11 protein-coding genes are annotated in these 16,244 nt (G+C 45.1%); 3 read left to right on the top strand and 8 right to left on the bottom strand.

Annotation, left to right across the window (positions count from 1 at the left end):
- Window positions 1-28 precede the first annotated feature (28 nt).
- The 3 genes from fabV to AB6E54_RS01895 all read right to left on the bottom strand — a co-directional run bounded on the left by fabV (window position 29) and on the right by AB6E54_RS01895 (window position 4,409).
- Window positions 29-1,231 (bottom strand): enoyl-ACP reductase FabV, encoded by a 1,203-nt coding sequence (gene fabV / locus AB6E54_RS01905; RefSeq protein WP_017065406.1) that lies wholly within the window; start codon window positions 1,229-1,231, stop codon window positions 29-31.
- A gap of 210 nt (window positions 1,232-1,441) precedes the next feature.
- Complete coding sequence (locus AB6E54_RS01900) at window positions 1,442-3,724, bottom strand: acyl-CoA dehydrogenase (RefSeq protein ID WP_372106218.1); 2,283 nt, start codon at window positions 3,722-3,724, stop codon at window positions 1,442-1,444.
- A 55-nt stretch (window positions 3,725-3,779) separates the two neighbouring features.
- The gene (locus AB6E54_RS01895) at window positions 3,780-4,409 is read right to left on the bottom strand and encodes a TetR/AcrR family transcriptional regulator (RefSeq protein WP_017065403.1); all 630 of its coding nucleotides are present in this window, start codon (window positions 4,407-4,409) and stop codon (window positions 3,780-3,782) included.
- A gap of 754 nt (window positions 4,410-5,163) precedes the next feature.
- On the opposite strand from AB6E54_RS01895, the gene AB6E54_RS01890 reads away from it, so the two are divergent.
- Window positions 5,164-6,471 carry a TolC family outer membrane protein gene (locus AB6E54_RS01890; protein WP_065583903.1) on the top strand — a complete coding sequence of 436 codons (1,308 nt, stop codon included), beginning with the start codon at window positions 5,164-5,166 and terminating at the stop codon, window positions 6,469-6,471.
- Window positions 6,471-7,082, top strand: a complete 612-nt coding sequence (locus AB6E54_RS01885; RefSeq protein WP_010441482.1) for an OmpA family protein — start codon at window positions 6,471-6,473, stop codon at window positions 7,080-7,082. The genes AB6E54_RS01890 and AB6E54_RS01885 overlap by 1 nt, the downstream gene beginning before the upstream one ends.
- 275 nt (window positions 7,083-7,357) lie before the next feature.
- Here the strand turns inward: AB6E54_RS01885 and nhaA are convergent, their stop codons facing one another.
- From nhaA to AB6E54_RS01860, 5 genes are all read right to left on the bottom strand, one after another.
- Window positions 7,358-8,524 (bottom strand): Na+/H+ antiporter NhaA, encoded by a 1,167-nt coding sequence (nhaA, locus tag AB6E54_RS01880; RefSeq protein WP_010441484.1) that lies wholly within the window; start codon window positions 8,522-8,524, stop codon window positions 7,358-7,360.
- Between the two features lie 275 nt (window positions 8,525-8,799).
- Window positions 8,800-9,948 carry a lipocalin-like domain-containing protein gene (locus AB6E54_RS01875; protein WP_017068753.1) on the bottom strand — a complete coding sequence of 383 codons (1,149 nt, stop codon included), beginning with the start codon at window positions 9,946-9,948 and terminating at the stop codon, window positions 8,800-8,802.
- Complete coding sequence (locus AB6E54_RS01870; protein WP_102333195.1) at window positions 9,938-12,391, bottom strand: ABC transporter permease; 2,454 nt, start codon at window positions 12,389-12,391, stop codon at window positions 9,938-9,940. Before AB6E54_RS01870 ends, AB6E54_RS01875 begins: the two co-directional genes overlap by 11 nt.
- On the bottom strand, window positions 12,372-13,043 hold the full coding sequence (locus tag AB6E54_RS01865) for an ABC transporter ATP-binding protein (RefSeq protein WP_017060385.1): 672 nt from the start codon (window positions 13,041-13,043) through the stop codon (window positions 12,372-12,374). Before AB6E54_RS01865 ends, AB6E54_RS01870 begins: the two co-directional genes overlap by 20 nt.
- Before the next feature lie 122 nt (window positions 13,044-13,165).
- The gene (locus tag AB6E54_RS01860) at window positions 13,166-14,539 is read right to left on the bottom strand and encodes an MATE family efflux transporter (protein ID WP_017060384.1); all 1,374 of its coding nucleotides are present in this window, start codon (window positions 14,537-14,539) and stop codon (window positions 13,166-13,168) included.
- A 98-nt stretch (window positions 14,540-14,637) separates the two neighbouring features.
- On the opposite strand from AB6E54_RS01860, the gene AB6E54_RS01855 reads away from it, so the two are divergent.
- Window positions 14,638-16,068, top strand: a complete 1,431-nt coding sequence (locus AB6E54_RS01855) for a DUF2867 domain-containing protein (RefSeq protein ID WP_102333194.1) — start codon at window positions 14,638-14,640, stop codon at window positions 16,066-16,068.
- The last annotated feature ends 176 nt before the right edge of the window (window positions 16,069-16,244 follow it).

Genomic DNA, 16,244 nt, shown 5'->3' with positions numbered 1-16,244 from the left:
CTATTTCGTTTAGATTCGATAACTTGAATTAGATGTCAGCTACATCAAATTCAACAGCTGGGTTAACGTCAGCTTCGTAATCAACACCTTCAACACCGAAACCAAATAGCTTCAAGAACTCTTCTTTGTACTCTACGTAGTCAGTCAGTTCTTTTAGGTTCTCAGTTGTGATTTGAGGCCATAGGTTACGACAGTGATCTTGAATGTCTTCGCGAAGCTCAAGGTCATCTAGACGTAGACGGTTCACTTCATCCACTTCTGGCGCACTGCCGTCTTCTTTGTATAGACGTTGGCTGAACATACGGAAGATCTGTTCCATACAACCTTCGTGAATACCTTCTTCACGCATCTTCTTGAACACCATAGCGATGTAAAGAGGCATTACAGGGATTGCAGAACTTGCTTGAGTCACTACAGACTTAAGAACAGCAACGTTTGCAGTACCGCCAGTTTGGCCTAGCTTCTCGTTCAGCGCTGTCGCTGCACGGTCTAGATCCATCTTAGCTTTACCTAGTGCGCCATCCCAGTAGATTGGCCACGTTAGTTCAGTACCGATGTAGCTGTAAGCAACCGTCTTACAACCGTCCGCTAGAACACCAGCTTCAGAAAGAGCATTGATCCAAAGTTCCCAATCTTCACCGCCCATTACAGTAACAGTGTCTTTGATCTCTTCTTCAGTTGCAGGCTCTACGCTTGCTTCGATGATTGTGTCTTTGTTGGTATCAACCGCAGTTGACGTGTACGTTTCGCCGATAGGCTTTAGAGATGAACGAATTACTTCGCCAGTCTCTGGCATTTTACGCACTGGAGACGCCAGTGAGTATACAACCATATCGATTTGGCCTAGATCTTCTTTGATCAGGTCAATTGTTTTCTGTTTCGCCTCGTTAGAGAAAGCATCGCCGTTCAGGCTTTTTGAATATAGGCCTTCTTCTTTAGCAAACTTGTCGAACGCTGCTGAGTTGTAGAAACCAGCTGTGCCAGGCTTTTTCTCAGTACCGGCTTTCTCAAAGAAAACACCGATAGTTGAAGCGCCGCCACCAAATGCAGCCGCAATACGTGAAGACAAGCCGTAGCCACTTGAAGAGCCAACAACTAGTACACGTTTAGGTGCGTTTGCGATTGGGCCTTGAGCTTTTGTGTAAGCAATTTGTTCTTTTACATTAGCTTCACAACCGACTGGATGTGTTGTAGTACAGATGAATCCGCGAATTCGAGGTTTGATGATCATATTCAACTTCCTTAAAAAATCAGGTTAAGGATAAAAGTTTCGTACGCAAATGGCATCTAATTTCTGTAAAAATGTGGCGAAAATGCAAGTGGTTGGAGCACTCAGTGAATATTTGCTGACTAAGTCACCATTTGTTAACGCCTCTATTGCAACTTCTACGACAAAAACAAAAAAAGGCACCTAATAAGGTGCCTTTTGTCATTTCTTTATCTAAGCAACGCTATTTAGCTTAGGTTTTAACTCTTTTCGCGTCAAAGTTTCACTGTAATCATGACTGAAGTGGTCAACTTGAATCGCTGCGTAGCGAAGTTTGTCTGCAGCAACAATTTGGTCGACTTCTTCTTGTGTCAGAACATCAGCAGCAAGTGCTTGAGCCAGTTTATCCGCAAGTAAGCCTTTACGAGCCACTTTGCCCTCTTTCACTGCTTTGAAGATCTTACGCTCCAGAGGCTTGATGCTGTACATCGCATTGAACGCATTCTCCATTAGGCCAACACTATCCTCTTCTTCTTTGCCTATGTAGCAAAGGTGAGTTAGACGTTCACGGTGTGCACCCGGAGTCATCAAGCTTTCTGCCAGTTGTACCGTTAGATTATCACTTGGTTTTTCAAAGTGGTTACCGACAGGGAAAACTAGACCTTTAAGTACTTTACCTACCATCTTGTTCGGGAAGTTTCTGTACGCTTCTTGTAGCGATTTAGCCGCGTTATGGAAACAGTGTTGAACCGCGTAGTGTACGTAGTCTAGGTCAGCTTGTTGACGACCTTCATCTTCATACTTCTTAAGCGCTGCAGACGCCATGTATAGGTAACTTAGACCATCACCTAGGCGTGCAGAGATAAGCTCTTTACGTTTCAGTTCGCCACCTAGTGTAAGCATTGCGAAATCCGCACTCACTGCAAGCGCACGGCTCAAGCGAGTTAAGTCTTGGTAGTAAGGCTTCGTTGGACCGCTCATATCCGCTTTAATGAACTTAGAGCCTGTCAATGCCGCACCGAACGCACCAAACGTGTTCTTAGTTGCGTGAGAGATATGCTTGAACAACAAGTTATCGAAATCCTTCGCACCTTGCTTCTCATCTGGGTTTGCTGCCGCTTCCATTTCGCTTAGCACGTATGGGTGACAACGTGTCGCACCTTGACCGAAGATCATCAGGTTGCGAGTTAAGATGTTCGCACCTTCTACTGTGATAGCAACTGGAATACCTAGGTAAGGCGCAGCTAAGTAGTTCATTGGACCATCTTGAATTGCACGACCAGAGTGGATATCCATTGAATCATTCAGGATAGTACGCGCCATTTCTGTCATGTGATATTTCGCGATAGCCGTAACGATACCCGGCTTCTCTTTCATATCGAGTGAAGTAGTTGTTAGTGTACGAGTCGCTTCTAGTAGATACGTTAAGCCACCAATACGACCTAAACTCTCTGCAACTCCTTCAAACTTACCAATCGACATACCGAACTGCTTACGAACATAAGCGTATGCGCCGGTCGTTTTCGCCGTTAGGTGGCCCATCGCCGTGCCAAGTGCGGGTAATGAGATACCACGACCTGCAGACAGACATTCCACCAGCATACGCCAGCCTTTACCTGCGTAATCGGCACCACCGATTAACCATTCCATAGGAATAAATACATCGTGACCGCGTGTTGGACCATTCATAAACGCAAGACCAAGTGGGTCATGACGCTCACCAATCACAACACCTTCGTGGTCAGCCGGGATTAGCGCACAAGTGATGCCAATGTCTTCTTTGTCACCCAGTAGCTTTTCTGGATCGTGCAGTTTGAAAGCCAGACCAAGTACCGTCGCCACTGGTGCTAGTGTAATGTAGCGTTTGTTCCAGTTAAGCTTGATACCTAGCGTCTCTTTACCTTCGTGCATGCCCATGCACACAGTACCGACATCAGGGATACCACCCGCATCAGAACCCGCTTCTGGGCCTGTTAGTGCGAAACATGGGATATCTGTACCGTCAGCAAGACGAGGTAGCCAGTAGTCTTTTTGGTCTTGAGTGCCGTAGTGAGACAGCAGCTCACCAGGACCAAGAGAGTTTGGAACCATTACTGAAACCGCAGTACTGATACTGCGAGTCGCAATCTTAGTTACGATAGTTGAGTTAGCGTGTGCTGAGAATTCACGACCGCCATACTCTTTCGCAATAATTAGCGAAAAGAAACGCTCTTTGCGTAAGAAGTTCCACACCTCTTCAGGAAGGTCTCGATCTTCTTTTACAATTTGGTGGTCATCAAGCATAGCGAGCAAGGTTTCAAGCTCATTATCCATGAACGATTGCTCTTCTGCTGTCAGCTGAGGTTTTGGGTATTGGTGCAGCTTAGTGAAATCTGGTTTACCAGAAAACAGCTCTCCGTCCCACCACACGCTACCCGCTTCCATCGCTTCTTTCTCGGTGCTAGATAGTGGTGGTAGTACTTTTTTAAAGAGTTTAAAAGCTGGGTCACTTACCCATTTTTGTCTTAGAGAGCTCATAGTTCAGATCCTTTTGTTCACTATATTGGTTGTGAATGTTTCGCTTTTTATTGTTTTATTCTTCTGCTGACATGCCTGCGGCTAAATATGGAATAAGAATATCGACCACTGCCTTAGCATCTATCTTTCTGTCATAGTCATTCTCTGCAATTTCTACCAGAGCCTGACTTGATGCCATGGTGAATACACAAGTCCCTAGGGTGAAGTGTAATCGCCAAAATAACTGTTCTTGAGTGAGGTTCGGATTCGCCTTCATTACAGATGTCGTAAACAAAGAAAGTACTTCGCTGTAGCGAGTAGTAATGAACCAACGCAAGTGTCCTTGCACATCCGTATAGCCTCTGCCGATAAGTAACATGAATCGGCTTGTACCATTTGGCCTAACATCATTAAGTGCTCTTAGTGGCTGTCTCAACGACTCAAACACGTCACTCATAGAATACGTTTCGTTCAAGTTTAAGTTCACTAATGCATCTTGCAGTGCTGGCATAAATGCTTCTAAGTAACGATTGAGTACCGCACGAACCAGAGTCTTCTTATCGCCAAAGTGATAGTTCACTGAAGCTAAGTTGACATTCGCTTTACTCGTAATCGTACGTAAAGAGGTGTCATTAAAACCGTGCTCAGCAAATAAGCCTTCAGCCACATCTAAGATTTTGTCTTTGGTTGTACTTCTTGGTGCCATTTCAATCACTCGTATTAAACAACTGTTTGAAATATACGCTTAGTACATTTATTTAACAAGCAAGCAACATCACATTTTCACAAATTGGTCGTACCAGTTAATAAAGCTCAGCACTAAACGATTGAATCGCTGTGTGTTTATAAAAAAAGAAAAAATAATGAATTTTCTTGGAACTGAAATGGAAATGGAGAGTCCTAAATTAGGTAGAAAACAGCGTATTTAGAAGTTTAACAGGCCGTCAAACTTGTTCTTCTCACTGCTTTCTTAATTACTGCATTTTCCTTATTAACTCCTATACTTGTATCCGCCCAAACCACGTTGGTTTGGGCTTTTTTTTGTTTGTTGTTTAGGGTGAAACCTTACTTACCCTTCTTCACAGCTACAACTACAAACTAAACAGCGCGATCGATTCTTTTTATATTGTCATTTTTTACTAAAAATCGAACTACCACGCTTGGCACATTGCTATCACTGAGATACGTATTTCAAACAACCTCCTAACCAACGTTTACCAATCTCTGCCCAAGCCGAATTCTAGCCTTGCATTTATTTTCAACACATCTACTCGAAGCTTGCCACCTGTCACAACTGGTAAATTAATCAATAGCGATAGAGACTTACATTCGAAATAAAGCCAACAAACTTAGCAATTTCTAGCAGATGTCCTAAGCTTCGTTTAATACCCTTCTCAATTAAGTAGTTAAACGCTAGTTGGGAGGAGGCGGGAGCTTTTAAAAGTAGAAGGAGACCTACTTTGAGACTGTTTAAATTACCCATCATCTGTTGCTTAGCTATTGCAACCCCACTCTCTGCTCAGACTTTAGAACAGGCTGTTGCCATTACCTTGGCTACCAATCCTGAGATAAAAAGTATTTTTAATGAGTTTGTGAGTGTACAAAAACGAAACGATGCCGCAGGTGGTGCTTATAGGCCGAGTATCGATCTTGATGCTGGTATTGGCTATGAAGGCATAAACCCTGTGCCAAACAACGGTCCTGATACCGATCTCACACGAAAGGAAGCCACCATATCCCTCACTCAGTTGTTGTGGGATGGTTCGTCGACTCTCAATGATATTGATCGTACTGCCGCAGAAGCAGAATCGGTTCGTTTGCAATTGCTCGCGGATGCCGAAGACAAAGCGCTAGAGGTCACACAGATCTACTTAGACGCAGTCAAAGCAACTGAAGTTTTAGCCCTTTCGGAAAGTAACCTCGCTATCCACAAGAAAATCTATAAAGACATCAAAAAGCGTGCAGTCTCAGGCATAGGCTCAACCGCAGATGTATCTCAGGTAGAAGCAAGGATTGCAAAAGCTCACGGCAACTTATTAGCCGCACAGAACAACCTAATTGATACCCACACCCAATTTAGAAGAATAGTGGGTCAAGAACCGCTTGGCTTAGTCTACCCAAGAGCCGATATTTCTATGATTCCTCTGTCATTATCAGACGCGCTTGTTGATGCTCTGGACCAACACCCAGTCATCAAAGTCGCGACTGCAGATGTCGATTCAGCGCACTTCCAGTACAAACAATCAAAAGGGGTTAACTACCCGACGTTCTCTATCGAGGCATCTCAATCATGGCGCGATGATGCGGGAGGCGATGAAGGTTCGAGCCAAGAGACGTTGGCAATGTTAAGAATGCGATACAACCTCTACAACGGTGGTACCGATAGTGCTAATTCAGAAGCTGCAGCTTACCAACTTAATAAAGCGAAGGATCTAAGAGATCGTGCTTATCGACAAGTGGAAGAAGGCCTTCGCCTATCTTGGAGTGCATTGGATCTGACGTTGCAACAAAAGAACTTCTTGTCTGATCACGTGGATTCGGCGTCAGAAACCGTTATCGCTTATGAGAAACAATATCGAATCGGCAAACGTACACTCCTTGACCTGCTTAACACTGAAAACGAATTGTTTGAAGCCCGTAAAGATTACTTAGATGCGCATTACTCTGAACAGTACGCTAAATACCGTGTAATGAACGCGACAGGCTCTCTATTGAACGCTCTACTGGTCGACATTCCAGACGAGTGGACAACGGCCGTGGAGTATTAATGATGAAAATACCTTACTTATTGCTTTCCGCATTAACGATAACGCTATGTGCATGCTCTAGCCAAAATGAAGAGCCCTATATAGAAACGCCAGAAGCGGAGCAAATTTCAGACCTGCAAGACGATGATAATGATGGGGTGGTCAATGCACGAGATACCTGCCCAAGTACACCTAGAGCGTCATTAGTTGATAATGAAGGTTGTGGCGAGACTATACGCTCAGAAGAAATCAGACAGCTGAACATCCTTTTCGCCAATGACTCTTATGAAGTTAACCCTATCTTCTCAGATCAAATCACTACCATGGCTGAGTTCTTAGAAACCTACCAAAGTGCATCGATAGAAATTCAAGGTTACGCCAGTAAAGTCGGCGCGAGTGAATACAACTTAGAGTTATCAAAGAAGCGCGCTCACCACGTTGAAGATGAATTATTGTCGAATGGTATAGACCCGAGCCGAGTAAGAGTTGTCGGTTACGGTGAAAACCGCTTAGAGAGCGATGGCAACGATGCTACTTCTCATGCACTGAACCGTCGAGTAACAGCAACGGTTGTCGGGCTGAATGAGCAGATCGTCGAGGAGTGGACCATATTTACCACGCTAGAAAAATAACATGACACTGTCACTCTGGTCATCCAAAACGATCCGCAATTCATGCCGATCAAAATAATGAGTTGAATCTAGGAGTTTTAGATCATCAATAACTAACCAAACTAAAAATACTAGCAGTTAGGATCAATAAAGCCGAGATAGGAAACCCTATCACGGCTTTTTTGTTCTTTGCTGTCACATGAATCGGGGAGGATGATTCTGTGACTCGTCTTGCTACTCAGAAGTTAGCTTGTTAATCAGTGAATAGGCTCGCCGTTAAACGAGCCTACCGCTGATTATAGTTTTACTTCTTGTTGCTTTGCTGTTTTCGGTAAAGAAACGCTTAGCAGGAAGTAACCTAGAATTGCAGCTGTTGTAGATCCCATCAGGATGCCTAGTCGAGCTAGTGTGTCAAACTCTACATTCGTTGGGCCAAATGCTAGTGATGAAATAAAGATAGACATTGTAAAACCAATACCACACAGGACAGATACTGCGAAGATGTTCATAAAGTTCACACCTTCAGGGAGCTTAGCAACACCCAATTTCACCGCACCCCAGCTGAATGCAAAGATACCAAGAGGCTTACCAATCAATAGACCCATAGCGATACCAAGCGGTAGCATACCTGTTAGGCTTGAGATTGAGATACCTTCCAATGAAATACCTGCGTTTGCAAAAGCAAAGACTGGCAAGATTGCAAAAGCGACGTATGGGTGCAGAGCATGTTCTAGATGCTTCAGCGGAGAATGTTCACCTTTATTGCCTTTCAGTGGGATAGCAAAACCAATCACTACACCAGCCAGCGTTGCATGAACACCAGACTTCAATACTGCAAACCACAGAATTGCACCAACAATGAGATACACACTCAGCTTAGTTACATGCTTGTTGTTTAGCATGAACAGCACACCAGTTGCGATGAAACCAACCGTTAACGCAAGCGTTGATAGGTCGCCTGAGTAGAACAGTGCAATGATAACAACAACGCCAAGGTCATCGATAATTGCTAAAGCCAATAGGAACACCTTCAAGCTAACCGGTACACGGTTACCAAGAAGCGCCATGATACCTAATGCGAATGCAATATCAGTTGCCGCTGGGATAGCCCAACCTTGAAGCGCTTCTGGGTTACTTGAGTTAAATAGCACGTAAATAAGTGCCGGAGCTAGCATACCGCCAACGGCTGCGATAGCTGGGAAGATTGCTGTCTCTTTAGACTTTAATGCGCCTTCTAAAAGTTCGCGCTTAACTTCTAAGCCGATTAGAAGGAAGAAGACAGCCATTAAGCCATCGTTAATCCAGTGAGACACAGACATACCAAGAACGTAACTATGCAATACGCCTTGGTACATTTCGTTCAGTGGTGAGTTTGCTACAAACATTGCGATCGCCGCAGCGATGACTAGTATGATGCCGCCAGCAGATTCCATTTTAAAGAAGTCACGGATGACGTCGGTCATGATTTCGCCCTTATATTTATTATTTAAATAAACGAATAACAAAGAATAACCATGAGTTTATATCCAAGCGTAATCGATAGATAATCACTTCTTCGGATGTTTAACTTCGGTTTTTCCTACAAATACTAAACAATACGTCGTATATTCCATAATGTTGTTATGCACCATGAATTAAGTATAGATGAGATCATCGAACCTGTATGCACAATTCATTGGGGGACGCTAAAAGGCGCAGGCATAAAAAAAGGCTATCAAATTATAGCCTTAGGTGTTTTTTAGTAGCCAGTTAACTGCATAAAGCCTGTCGCTTCATGGCTCCCGCTCGCCTTAATCGGCCCTTCCCAATATGGTATGACAAATGGAAGCCACATATCCCTGCGTATAATACGCGTTGTGAGGTTGATATCATGCTTAGGGACGTTAATGATCCACTGCAAAGGCATCCGTCTTCCATTCATCAACGTTGTATTTTGCAATGGTTGAATGGAAATGTCGGATTCCGTTAATTGGTAAACTTTGCCTGAGCGCGTTGCTAATGTCCCGAATATGTAAGGCAACTGTTGGTTATGACGATAGCGGTTAATGCTCAGCGCTGTGCCGTCATCGAGGTTAAATACAAACCAATCCCAACCTTGTTGGCCCACTCCAAGTAAGCCACTGCCCCACTCTTTATGTACCCACGCAGTTCCTTCCACTTCCTTGGTAACGCCGTCTAGGTTCAACACACCGCTCAACGATAAAAATGGAGCGCTGAAGTTATAAGACGCGACAGGTAATAAGTCGTGCTTTTTCTGATAACCGTTATCGCCGTTGAGCACATAGGGCCCTTTTGCAATGGTGTCGAGTTCAAGTCCAAACGTGTCTGTTTGCACTTGAAGGCGTCCTGGGAATGGGGTGTTGCCGAGTGCACGCCAGTTCCAGTTATCAATCCAAAGCCTGAATGGACGATTAGTCATTCCCGCTTGGCCAATGCCGCCACGAGCCATGCGCTGTTCTTTCCATACTTTGGACTTAGAAGAGACCACTACATTTGAGATATAGACTTGAGGGCTTTGCCACCCTGGTGTTTCACGTTCGTCCGTTGCGATACGGAAAAAGCTCCACTGGACCGAATAGTCTTTACCATCATCACCTTTCAAAGACGCAAAGTAATGCCACCACTCGTGCTGAAACTCTGGGTGGAACTTAAAATCTTGTGGTAGCGACACATTGCGGTCTGGCAAAACAGGTTCGAACACATTGAAGTGTTCATTAACCAATATTGAGTTAACTTCATTCACGCCCTTTTCACCAGGATCGATGAAATAGGAGTAATAACCCCAAACACTTAAAAAGATGCCGAAGAAACTGATTAATAGCAGAGAAGACAGGATTCGTTGTCTTAACTTAGTTGAGGTATTCCGTAAAAACATACTAAAGCGCATCCCTCAGTGACTTCATCGGAGTGTTCCGAATCATTCTCATCACTGGTAAAGCACCAGCTAGCATCAATGCTGCCATGGCCCATGCAAATGTCTGCAAATAGTCCCAAGGAATCACTTGTAACTCGAGTGACCACCCAAAAGACTGCTTGATCACGATATCTACAATTAGGCTCGCTAGCGCTAATCCGAGCGGAATCGCAATTAAGGAGGAAATAAGCCCGAACACAAACAGCTGCAAACTACCTGTCAGGATCAGTTCTTTCGCCGAGACACCCAAACAGCGCTGCAAGGAAATATGCCTTTGGCGAGATACTTCACCCGCAACCGTCGCGAAGAAGATACCGAAGACGGCGATAACCAAGGTGATATTGCCTAGTGTATCTGCAATCGCGAACGTTCTATCAAACACCCGCATCGCTTGACTGTGAATATTGTTATTATCGAAAACACGCTCAGAACCAAGCCTGAATACACTTTCTAATCGGTTGCGAAGCCCTAGTGAATTCACATCGTCTTTGAGTATTACGCCAAGGCCGACATTTCCCCGCCCTGCAAACCCATACAGCCAATTTCGATGCGACATCATGACTTGATGGTAAGGGTTACCGTAATCGTAATAGACACCGACAACCTGCCAACCAGAGCCGAGACTGTCATAGAGGTCGATGTAGTCGCCAGGGCGAATCCCCAGCTTGAGAGACATCGATTCACTGATCAACACACCTTTAGAGTGATGTAAGTGATACCAGTAATTCGGAATACCTAATTTGATCGTCAGCGCTTCTAGTTCGCCTTCAGAAGGGCCTGTACTGACCACCTGAATACTACCGACTGGAGACGCAACATCTTTCTCCCAACGCCACCAAACCGAATCCACTTCAGGTTGGTCAGATAACCAATTACTCATACGAGCAGCGGCATTGTTGGTTGGGTAGATATAAAGATCGGCTGCCAAACGCTGTGTTAGCCATTTATCAGTGGTATCTCTAAAGCTACCGACCATGGTTTCTACACCAATATTGGCTGTTAAGGCCAACATAAAGGCCATCGTCGCCACGCCACGGTAACTCATACTGGAGGCTGCATCAGCAAAGAACCAGCGAGCACGAACCCAGCGCAACGAATAAGAGAGGCTGTTAAATAACTTCCACATCAAAAACGGGGTAAATAGCGCCACACTGATCAGCATTAGCGCGATAATCGCAAAACCCGTCTCTTGAGTCTGAGGGGCTTGATACACGGCGACAGCGGCAACCAAGAAGCCACAGCCAATCAATGCTTGCCAAGTAAACTCTGTACCCGCAAAGCGCATCAAAGATAAGCGAGAGGTCAAACGAATCGGTTGTGATCTAAGCAAACGCACCAATGGCCAAGCGCACGCTAAAAACGCACCAAGTAACGCCATCAATAAGCTGTAGCCGCTCCATCGCCAATTCCAGTCGATCGTTAAGCCAACGTTGGCGTCGTATAAGTCGCCTAAGCTTGAAGATACCGCTGGTAACAATTGGTTGGCTAACATGACACCGAATACATTACCGCAGATCCAGCTCAGTACGACCAATATCAACAATTCTAAGCAAAGCGCTTTAGCCAATTGCCAGCCCGATACACCTGTTTGTCTTAAGATTCCGACTAACGGTTGGCGCTGAATAAATGACAACGACATCGCTTGATAGAAAATAAATAAACCAACCACAAACGACAGCATACCCATCGCTTTTAGGTTTAAGTGGAACGCACTGGTCAGCGACTCAAGCTCTGCCTTAGAGCTACGAGAGATCGTCAAACCATTAGGTAACATATTTTTAAGACGTTCAAACTTCTCAGTGGGCATGTCTGAACAAGCAATCACTGAAAGCCCAGCACTGCGTTTAAGCATTCGGAGCAAGGAGATATCCGCAATCAACCTTGTACCATTAATCATATTATTTTGATCAACAACCACAGGACCAAGTTCAGAACCATCCATCAAAGGGATGTAATCACCGTTGTGCCATTCCATGTGTTCAGCAAGATCATCACTGACAAGGATTGGATATGGTGGCTTCATGAGGTTCAAAGCGGTAAGATCTTTTAACGCTATACCAGGTTGTAGCTGAAGCATAGAAACAGGATCTATACCGACAACCATGAAGTTTGCGCCATTTTCATCAGTGATACGATGGTGATCAAGAGGAGAACACTGTTGAAAACCTTCACGGCGAAGTTGGATATAAAAGCCTTGCGGGATTTTATTGGCGTTGTGTTTTGGTCGAATACGGTAAGGAAGAGGATTCGAAAAGAGTTTTTCGCCATGCGCATAGCTTTGCTTGGCGTGTTGGTTGATAGCAGTAACACCAACCAAAAGTGATACGCCGAGGGTTAAACCAAGCCATACCAAAATAATCTGCAGTGGGTAACGTCGATAGTGACCGAGTAGTGCCTTAACTACGGGCCATAACATGCAGTTGCCCTCCTTGCAGACGGATCCTACCATCCATATGCAGAGCTACTTTTTCACTGTGTGTTACCAACAGCAACGTACATTCTAATTGACGAGCCAAAGAGGTCAGCAAACGCATTACCGCTTCTGCATTACGCTCATCTAAACTACCGGTCGGCTCATCGGCCAGCAATATTTTTGGTTCCATATACAGCGCACGCGCAATGGCCGCACGTTGTTGTTGGCCACCAGACGCTTCTTCAGGGTAACGGCCAAGTAAAGGCATAAGATCTAAAGCAGAGAGAATCTGTCTCCAGAGACCTTTGTCTTCAGGTAAGCCTTTTAACTGGCGGCAAAAACGGATGTTATCGGCAATATTTAACGTTGGCAGTAAGTTGAATTGCTGAAAAATATGGCCAATGTTGTTTCTGCGATAAGCGGTGCGGTCACGCTCGGTTGAGTCGTGCATATTGAAGTGAGGAAAAGCGATTTCACCTGAGTCCGCTAGGTCTAAGCCCGCGATAAGATTCAGTAAAGTACTTTTACCTGAACCGCTTTCTCCCATTAATGCCAGCTGGTCACCTTGGTTTAATGTTAATTCAGCACCTTGCAAAACAGGGTGAAACTCCCCCCCATCGACATAGCCTTTACATAGGTCTGACAGCTTTAACATTAAACAGCTCGCATTAGTTAGAATTTGGAAGGAGAATCTACACTAATTCCCTGTTAGGAGGAAGTATTTTGAAAGATAGATCACACGCCAACGATAAAGTGATGCGATTGGTGCGCCCTACTTCAACTTCCTATCAAGTTTTTAATCCATTTTCTTGTTTTCATGCGATAGAGCGACCCGCCCCACTTGAGGACTTCTTCCGTTAGGAAAAGCAGATATACCCACTCAGGTGGAAACTTAAAATAGATAGCCGCGATGGCTGCCAATGGGATACCGATCACCCACTGAGCAATCAAATCTTGATAGAGGCAGAACTTCACATCACCACCCGCTCTCAACACCCCAACGATCACAGTCAATGGCACCGAGCGAATGACAATACCCACACAGAGGATCAGAATGAACTTCTCTGAGAGGGCTCTGGTTTCTTCCGTCAGTGCGCTAAAGGCATTAAGTATTGGCGTTTGAACGAAATAGAGAAAAACGGCTACAACAATACTAGTTAAGAAACACAAAATTGTTAAGCCAAGCGCTTGATAGTAAACCGCTTCATTGTTTTTCGCACCAAGTTGATTACCCACCAAAACAGCTGCCGCATTCGAAAGGCCAATCAATAAACTCAATGAGATAGATTCAACCGGCGTCATGACCGATAGCGCAGCCAGACCTTGAACGCCCGATTGCCCCATGATCGCGTGGTAAGCAAACAAACCACCCGCCCATGCTAAGAAGTTAAACGTGGTCGGCAGAGACAGCTTCAAGAAGCGAACCACCTTATCAATCGAAGCTGCCGCTTTAATATCGCAAAACTTAAATGCTAATAAATGCTTAGAGAAATAGAGATAACCAAACAAAGTCGCGACTTCAATCGCGCCACTCAGTACCGTCGCAATCGCCGCACCTTTGATTCCAAGCGCAGGAAAGCCTAAGTTACCGAAGATCAGCACCCAGTTTAAGAACACGTTAGACAGGATGCCGATACCGCTGAAAAATGTACTTAGCCCGGGTTTGTGCATCGCTCTCAAACCCACAGCCATACTGCTGACACACGATACCGCTAGCATGCTAAATGACGTAATTACGATGTATTCAACGCCTAAGTTGATGACCTCTTGAGAGTCGGTCGTCACGCCCATGATTTGTGCAGGAAATGAAACGAAAAACGCGATAGTCAGTAAAGCAAACAGTGTCGACACCAGCCACGTCAGCGCAGTGCTTTCTCTCACACCTTGTCTGTTACCCGCGCCCCAATATTGAGCAGTAAGAAGAGCACCGCCCGTGGTAACACCCACCAGCATAATGGTCGTCACGAACATCGCTCGGCTCGCCACCCCCACAGCTGCGATGTCTGCTTCGCCAAGTTGGCCCAACATCAATACATCCACCAAGCCTCGGCTTGAAAACATAATGCTCTGCAAGGTGATGGGCAGTGCAATCGCAATAAGCCTGCGAACAAAATCACCTCGTGTGTGATGAATAATTGAAGAGAGCAACATTGAGAGATACCTAAACGGAACGTATTGATGAATAAAGATAAATATCGCGCTATTATATCAATGTTCGGTTTTTAACCACAGATATAAATGGAGTAACAATGAAGAAAGTACTGGTTTTAGGCGCTTCTGGATATGTTGGTTCGCAACTCCTCCCTCTCCTGCTTGAGCAAGGCTATCAAGTCACGGCAGCAGCAAGGCATATCGACTATTTAAAGGCACGGACCGAGCCTCACGAAAGCTTATCGCTTGAGTATCTTGATCTGGCCGAGCAAGCTGCGACACAAGCCTTAGTCCCCGACTTTGATCTTATCTTCTTTCTCGTCCATGGCATGGCGGAAGGCCACGACTTTATCGATTATGAGCTGAACTTAGCCCGTAACTTTGTTTCTGCTCTTGGGCCAAAGAATCAACACGTCATCTACCTGAGTTCTTTACAGCCTCAGACTGGTGATTCAGAGCACCTTCAAGCGAGAAAGAAAACCGGCGAATTGCTTCGTAAAGGGCCTGTACCCGTTACCGAACTTCAAGCTGGCGTGATCATTGGCCCAGGATCTGCGGCATTCGAGATCATGCGAGATTTCGTGTACAACTTGCCGATTATGATTGCGCCAAAATGGGTTGACTCTAAAGCCAACCCGATTGCTTTGCAGAACCTGAACCACTATTTACTAAAACTCGCACAAGACACGCCTAGCGAAAGCCAAACCTTTGAGGTTGGCGGGCCGGATATTGTCTCTTACCGAAACCAATTTGCTCATATTGCTAAAACCGCCGATCGTCCACTCAAACTATGGGCGACATCGCTACTGACACCAAAGATTGCTTCATATTGGTTAGGTGTGGTGACTTCTGTACCGTCTAACATAGGTAGAGCACTACTTGCAGGCTTAAAGCACGACTTCATCGCCAGTTCGACCATCATTAGAGAAAAGTACCCTCAGAAGCTTATCTCGTTCGAAAATATGGTTGAACAAGCCATTCACGCTGAAGGAAACTTTGTCAAAAGCAATGTATGGGGCTTTGATAAAACCGCATTCAAACGCTGGCAAGCTGGGTATGGCTATTACCCGAAGAAAACAGGCGCAAGTATCACCTCAAGCGCTTCATTGGAATCGCTTTGGCATGTTGCTCAGCAAATCGGAAGCCCGAAGCAAGGTTACTTCTTTGCTAACACTTTATGGCGCACACGCGAATGGTTGGATGTTCTTTTCGGTGGCGGTGTACCGGTTCGACAAATGCCAGAAGGGCCCAACCTAAAAGTCGGTGACAAAATCGATTCATGGAAGGTCATTCGCTGTGAAGAGAATCAGTTTTTATCTCTGCTTTTCGGTATGAAAGGCCCCGGTTTAGGGCGACTCGAGATTACTGTCTCTGACCACGGTGACTCTCGCGAGCTGAATATCTCGGCTTGGTGGCATCCAAAGGGGTTTCTAGGGTTACTGTATTGGTTTGCTATGATGCCAGCCCACCTGTTTATTTTTAAAGGCATGGTGAAGGCAATTGAGAAGCAAGCTAAAGAACAGGATTAAAAGCAGATGCGGGATTCGAGTGACGAGATGCGAAAAGATTAAAAGCAGATGCGAGATTCGAGTGTCGAGATGAGAAAAGATTAAAAGCAGATGCGAGATTCGGGTAACGGGATGCGAAAAGATTAAAAGCAGATGCGGGATTCGAGTGTCGAGATGCGAAAAGACTAAAAGCAAAT

The organism is Vibrio sp. 10N.247.311.49 (assembly GCF_041467655.1).
In the GTDB taxonomy this organism is placed as follows: domain Bacteria; phylum Pseudomonadota; class Gammaproteobacteria; order Enterobacterales; family Vibrionaceae; genus Vibrio; species Vibrio crassostreae_C.
Note: the sequence above shows the minus strand (reverse complement) of the source record. Positions and strands in the feature narration are given on the sequence as shown.

Excerpts from the sequence above, each read along its gene's own strand:
- fabV (WP_017065406.1), bottom strand. The coding sequence starts at position 1,231 with ATGATCATCAAACCTCGAATTCGCGGATTCATCTGTACTACAACACAT.
- AB6E54_RS01900 (WP_372106218.1), bottom strand. The coding sequence starts at position 3,724 with ATGAGCTCTCTAAGACAAAAATGGGTAAGTGACCCAGCTTTTAAACTC.
- AB6E54_RS01895 (WP_017065403.1), bottom strand. The coding sequence starts at position 4,409 with ATGGCACCAAGAAGTACAACCAAAGACAAAATCTTAGATGTGGCTGAA.
- AB6E54_RS01885 (WP_010441482.1), top strand. The coding sequence starts at position 6,471 with ATGATGAAAATACCTTACTTATTGCTTTCCGCATTAACGATAACGCTA.
- nhaA (WP_010441484.1), bottom strand. The coding sequence starts at position 8,524 with ATGACCGACGTCATCCGTGACTTCTTTAAAATGGAATCTGCTGGCGGC.
- AB6E54_RS01875 (WP_017068753.1), bottom strand. The coding sequence starts at position 9,948 with ATGCGCTTTAGTATGTTTTTACGGAATACCTCAACTAAGTTAAGACAA.
- AB6E54_RS01870 (WP_102333195.1), bottom strand. The coding sequence starts at position 12,391 with ATGTTATGGCCCGTAGTTAAGGCACTACTCGGTCACTATCGACGTTAC.
- AB6E54_RS01865 (WP_017060385.1), bottom strand. The coding sequence starts at position 13,043 with ATGTTAAAGCTGTCAGACCTATGTAAAGGCTATGTCGATGGGGGGGAG.
- AB6E54_RS01860 (WP_017060384.1), bottom strand. The coding sequence starts at position 14,539 with ATGTTGCTCTCTTCAATTATTCATCACACACGAGGTGATTTTGTTCGC.
- AB6E54_RS01855 (WP_102333194.1), top strand. The coding sequence starts at position 14,638 with ATGAAGAAAGTACTGGTTTTAGGCGCTTCTGGATATGTTGGTTCGCAA.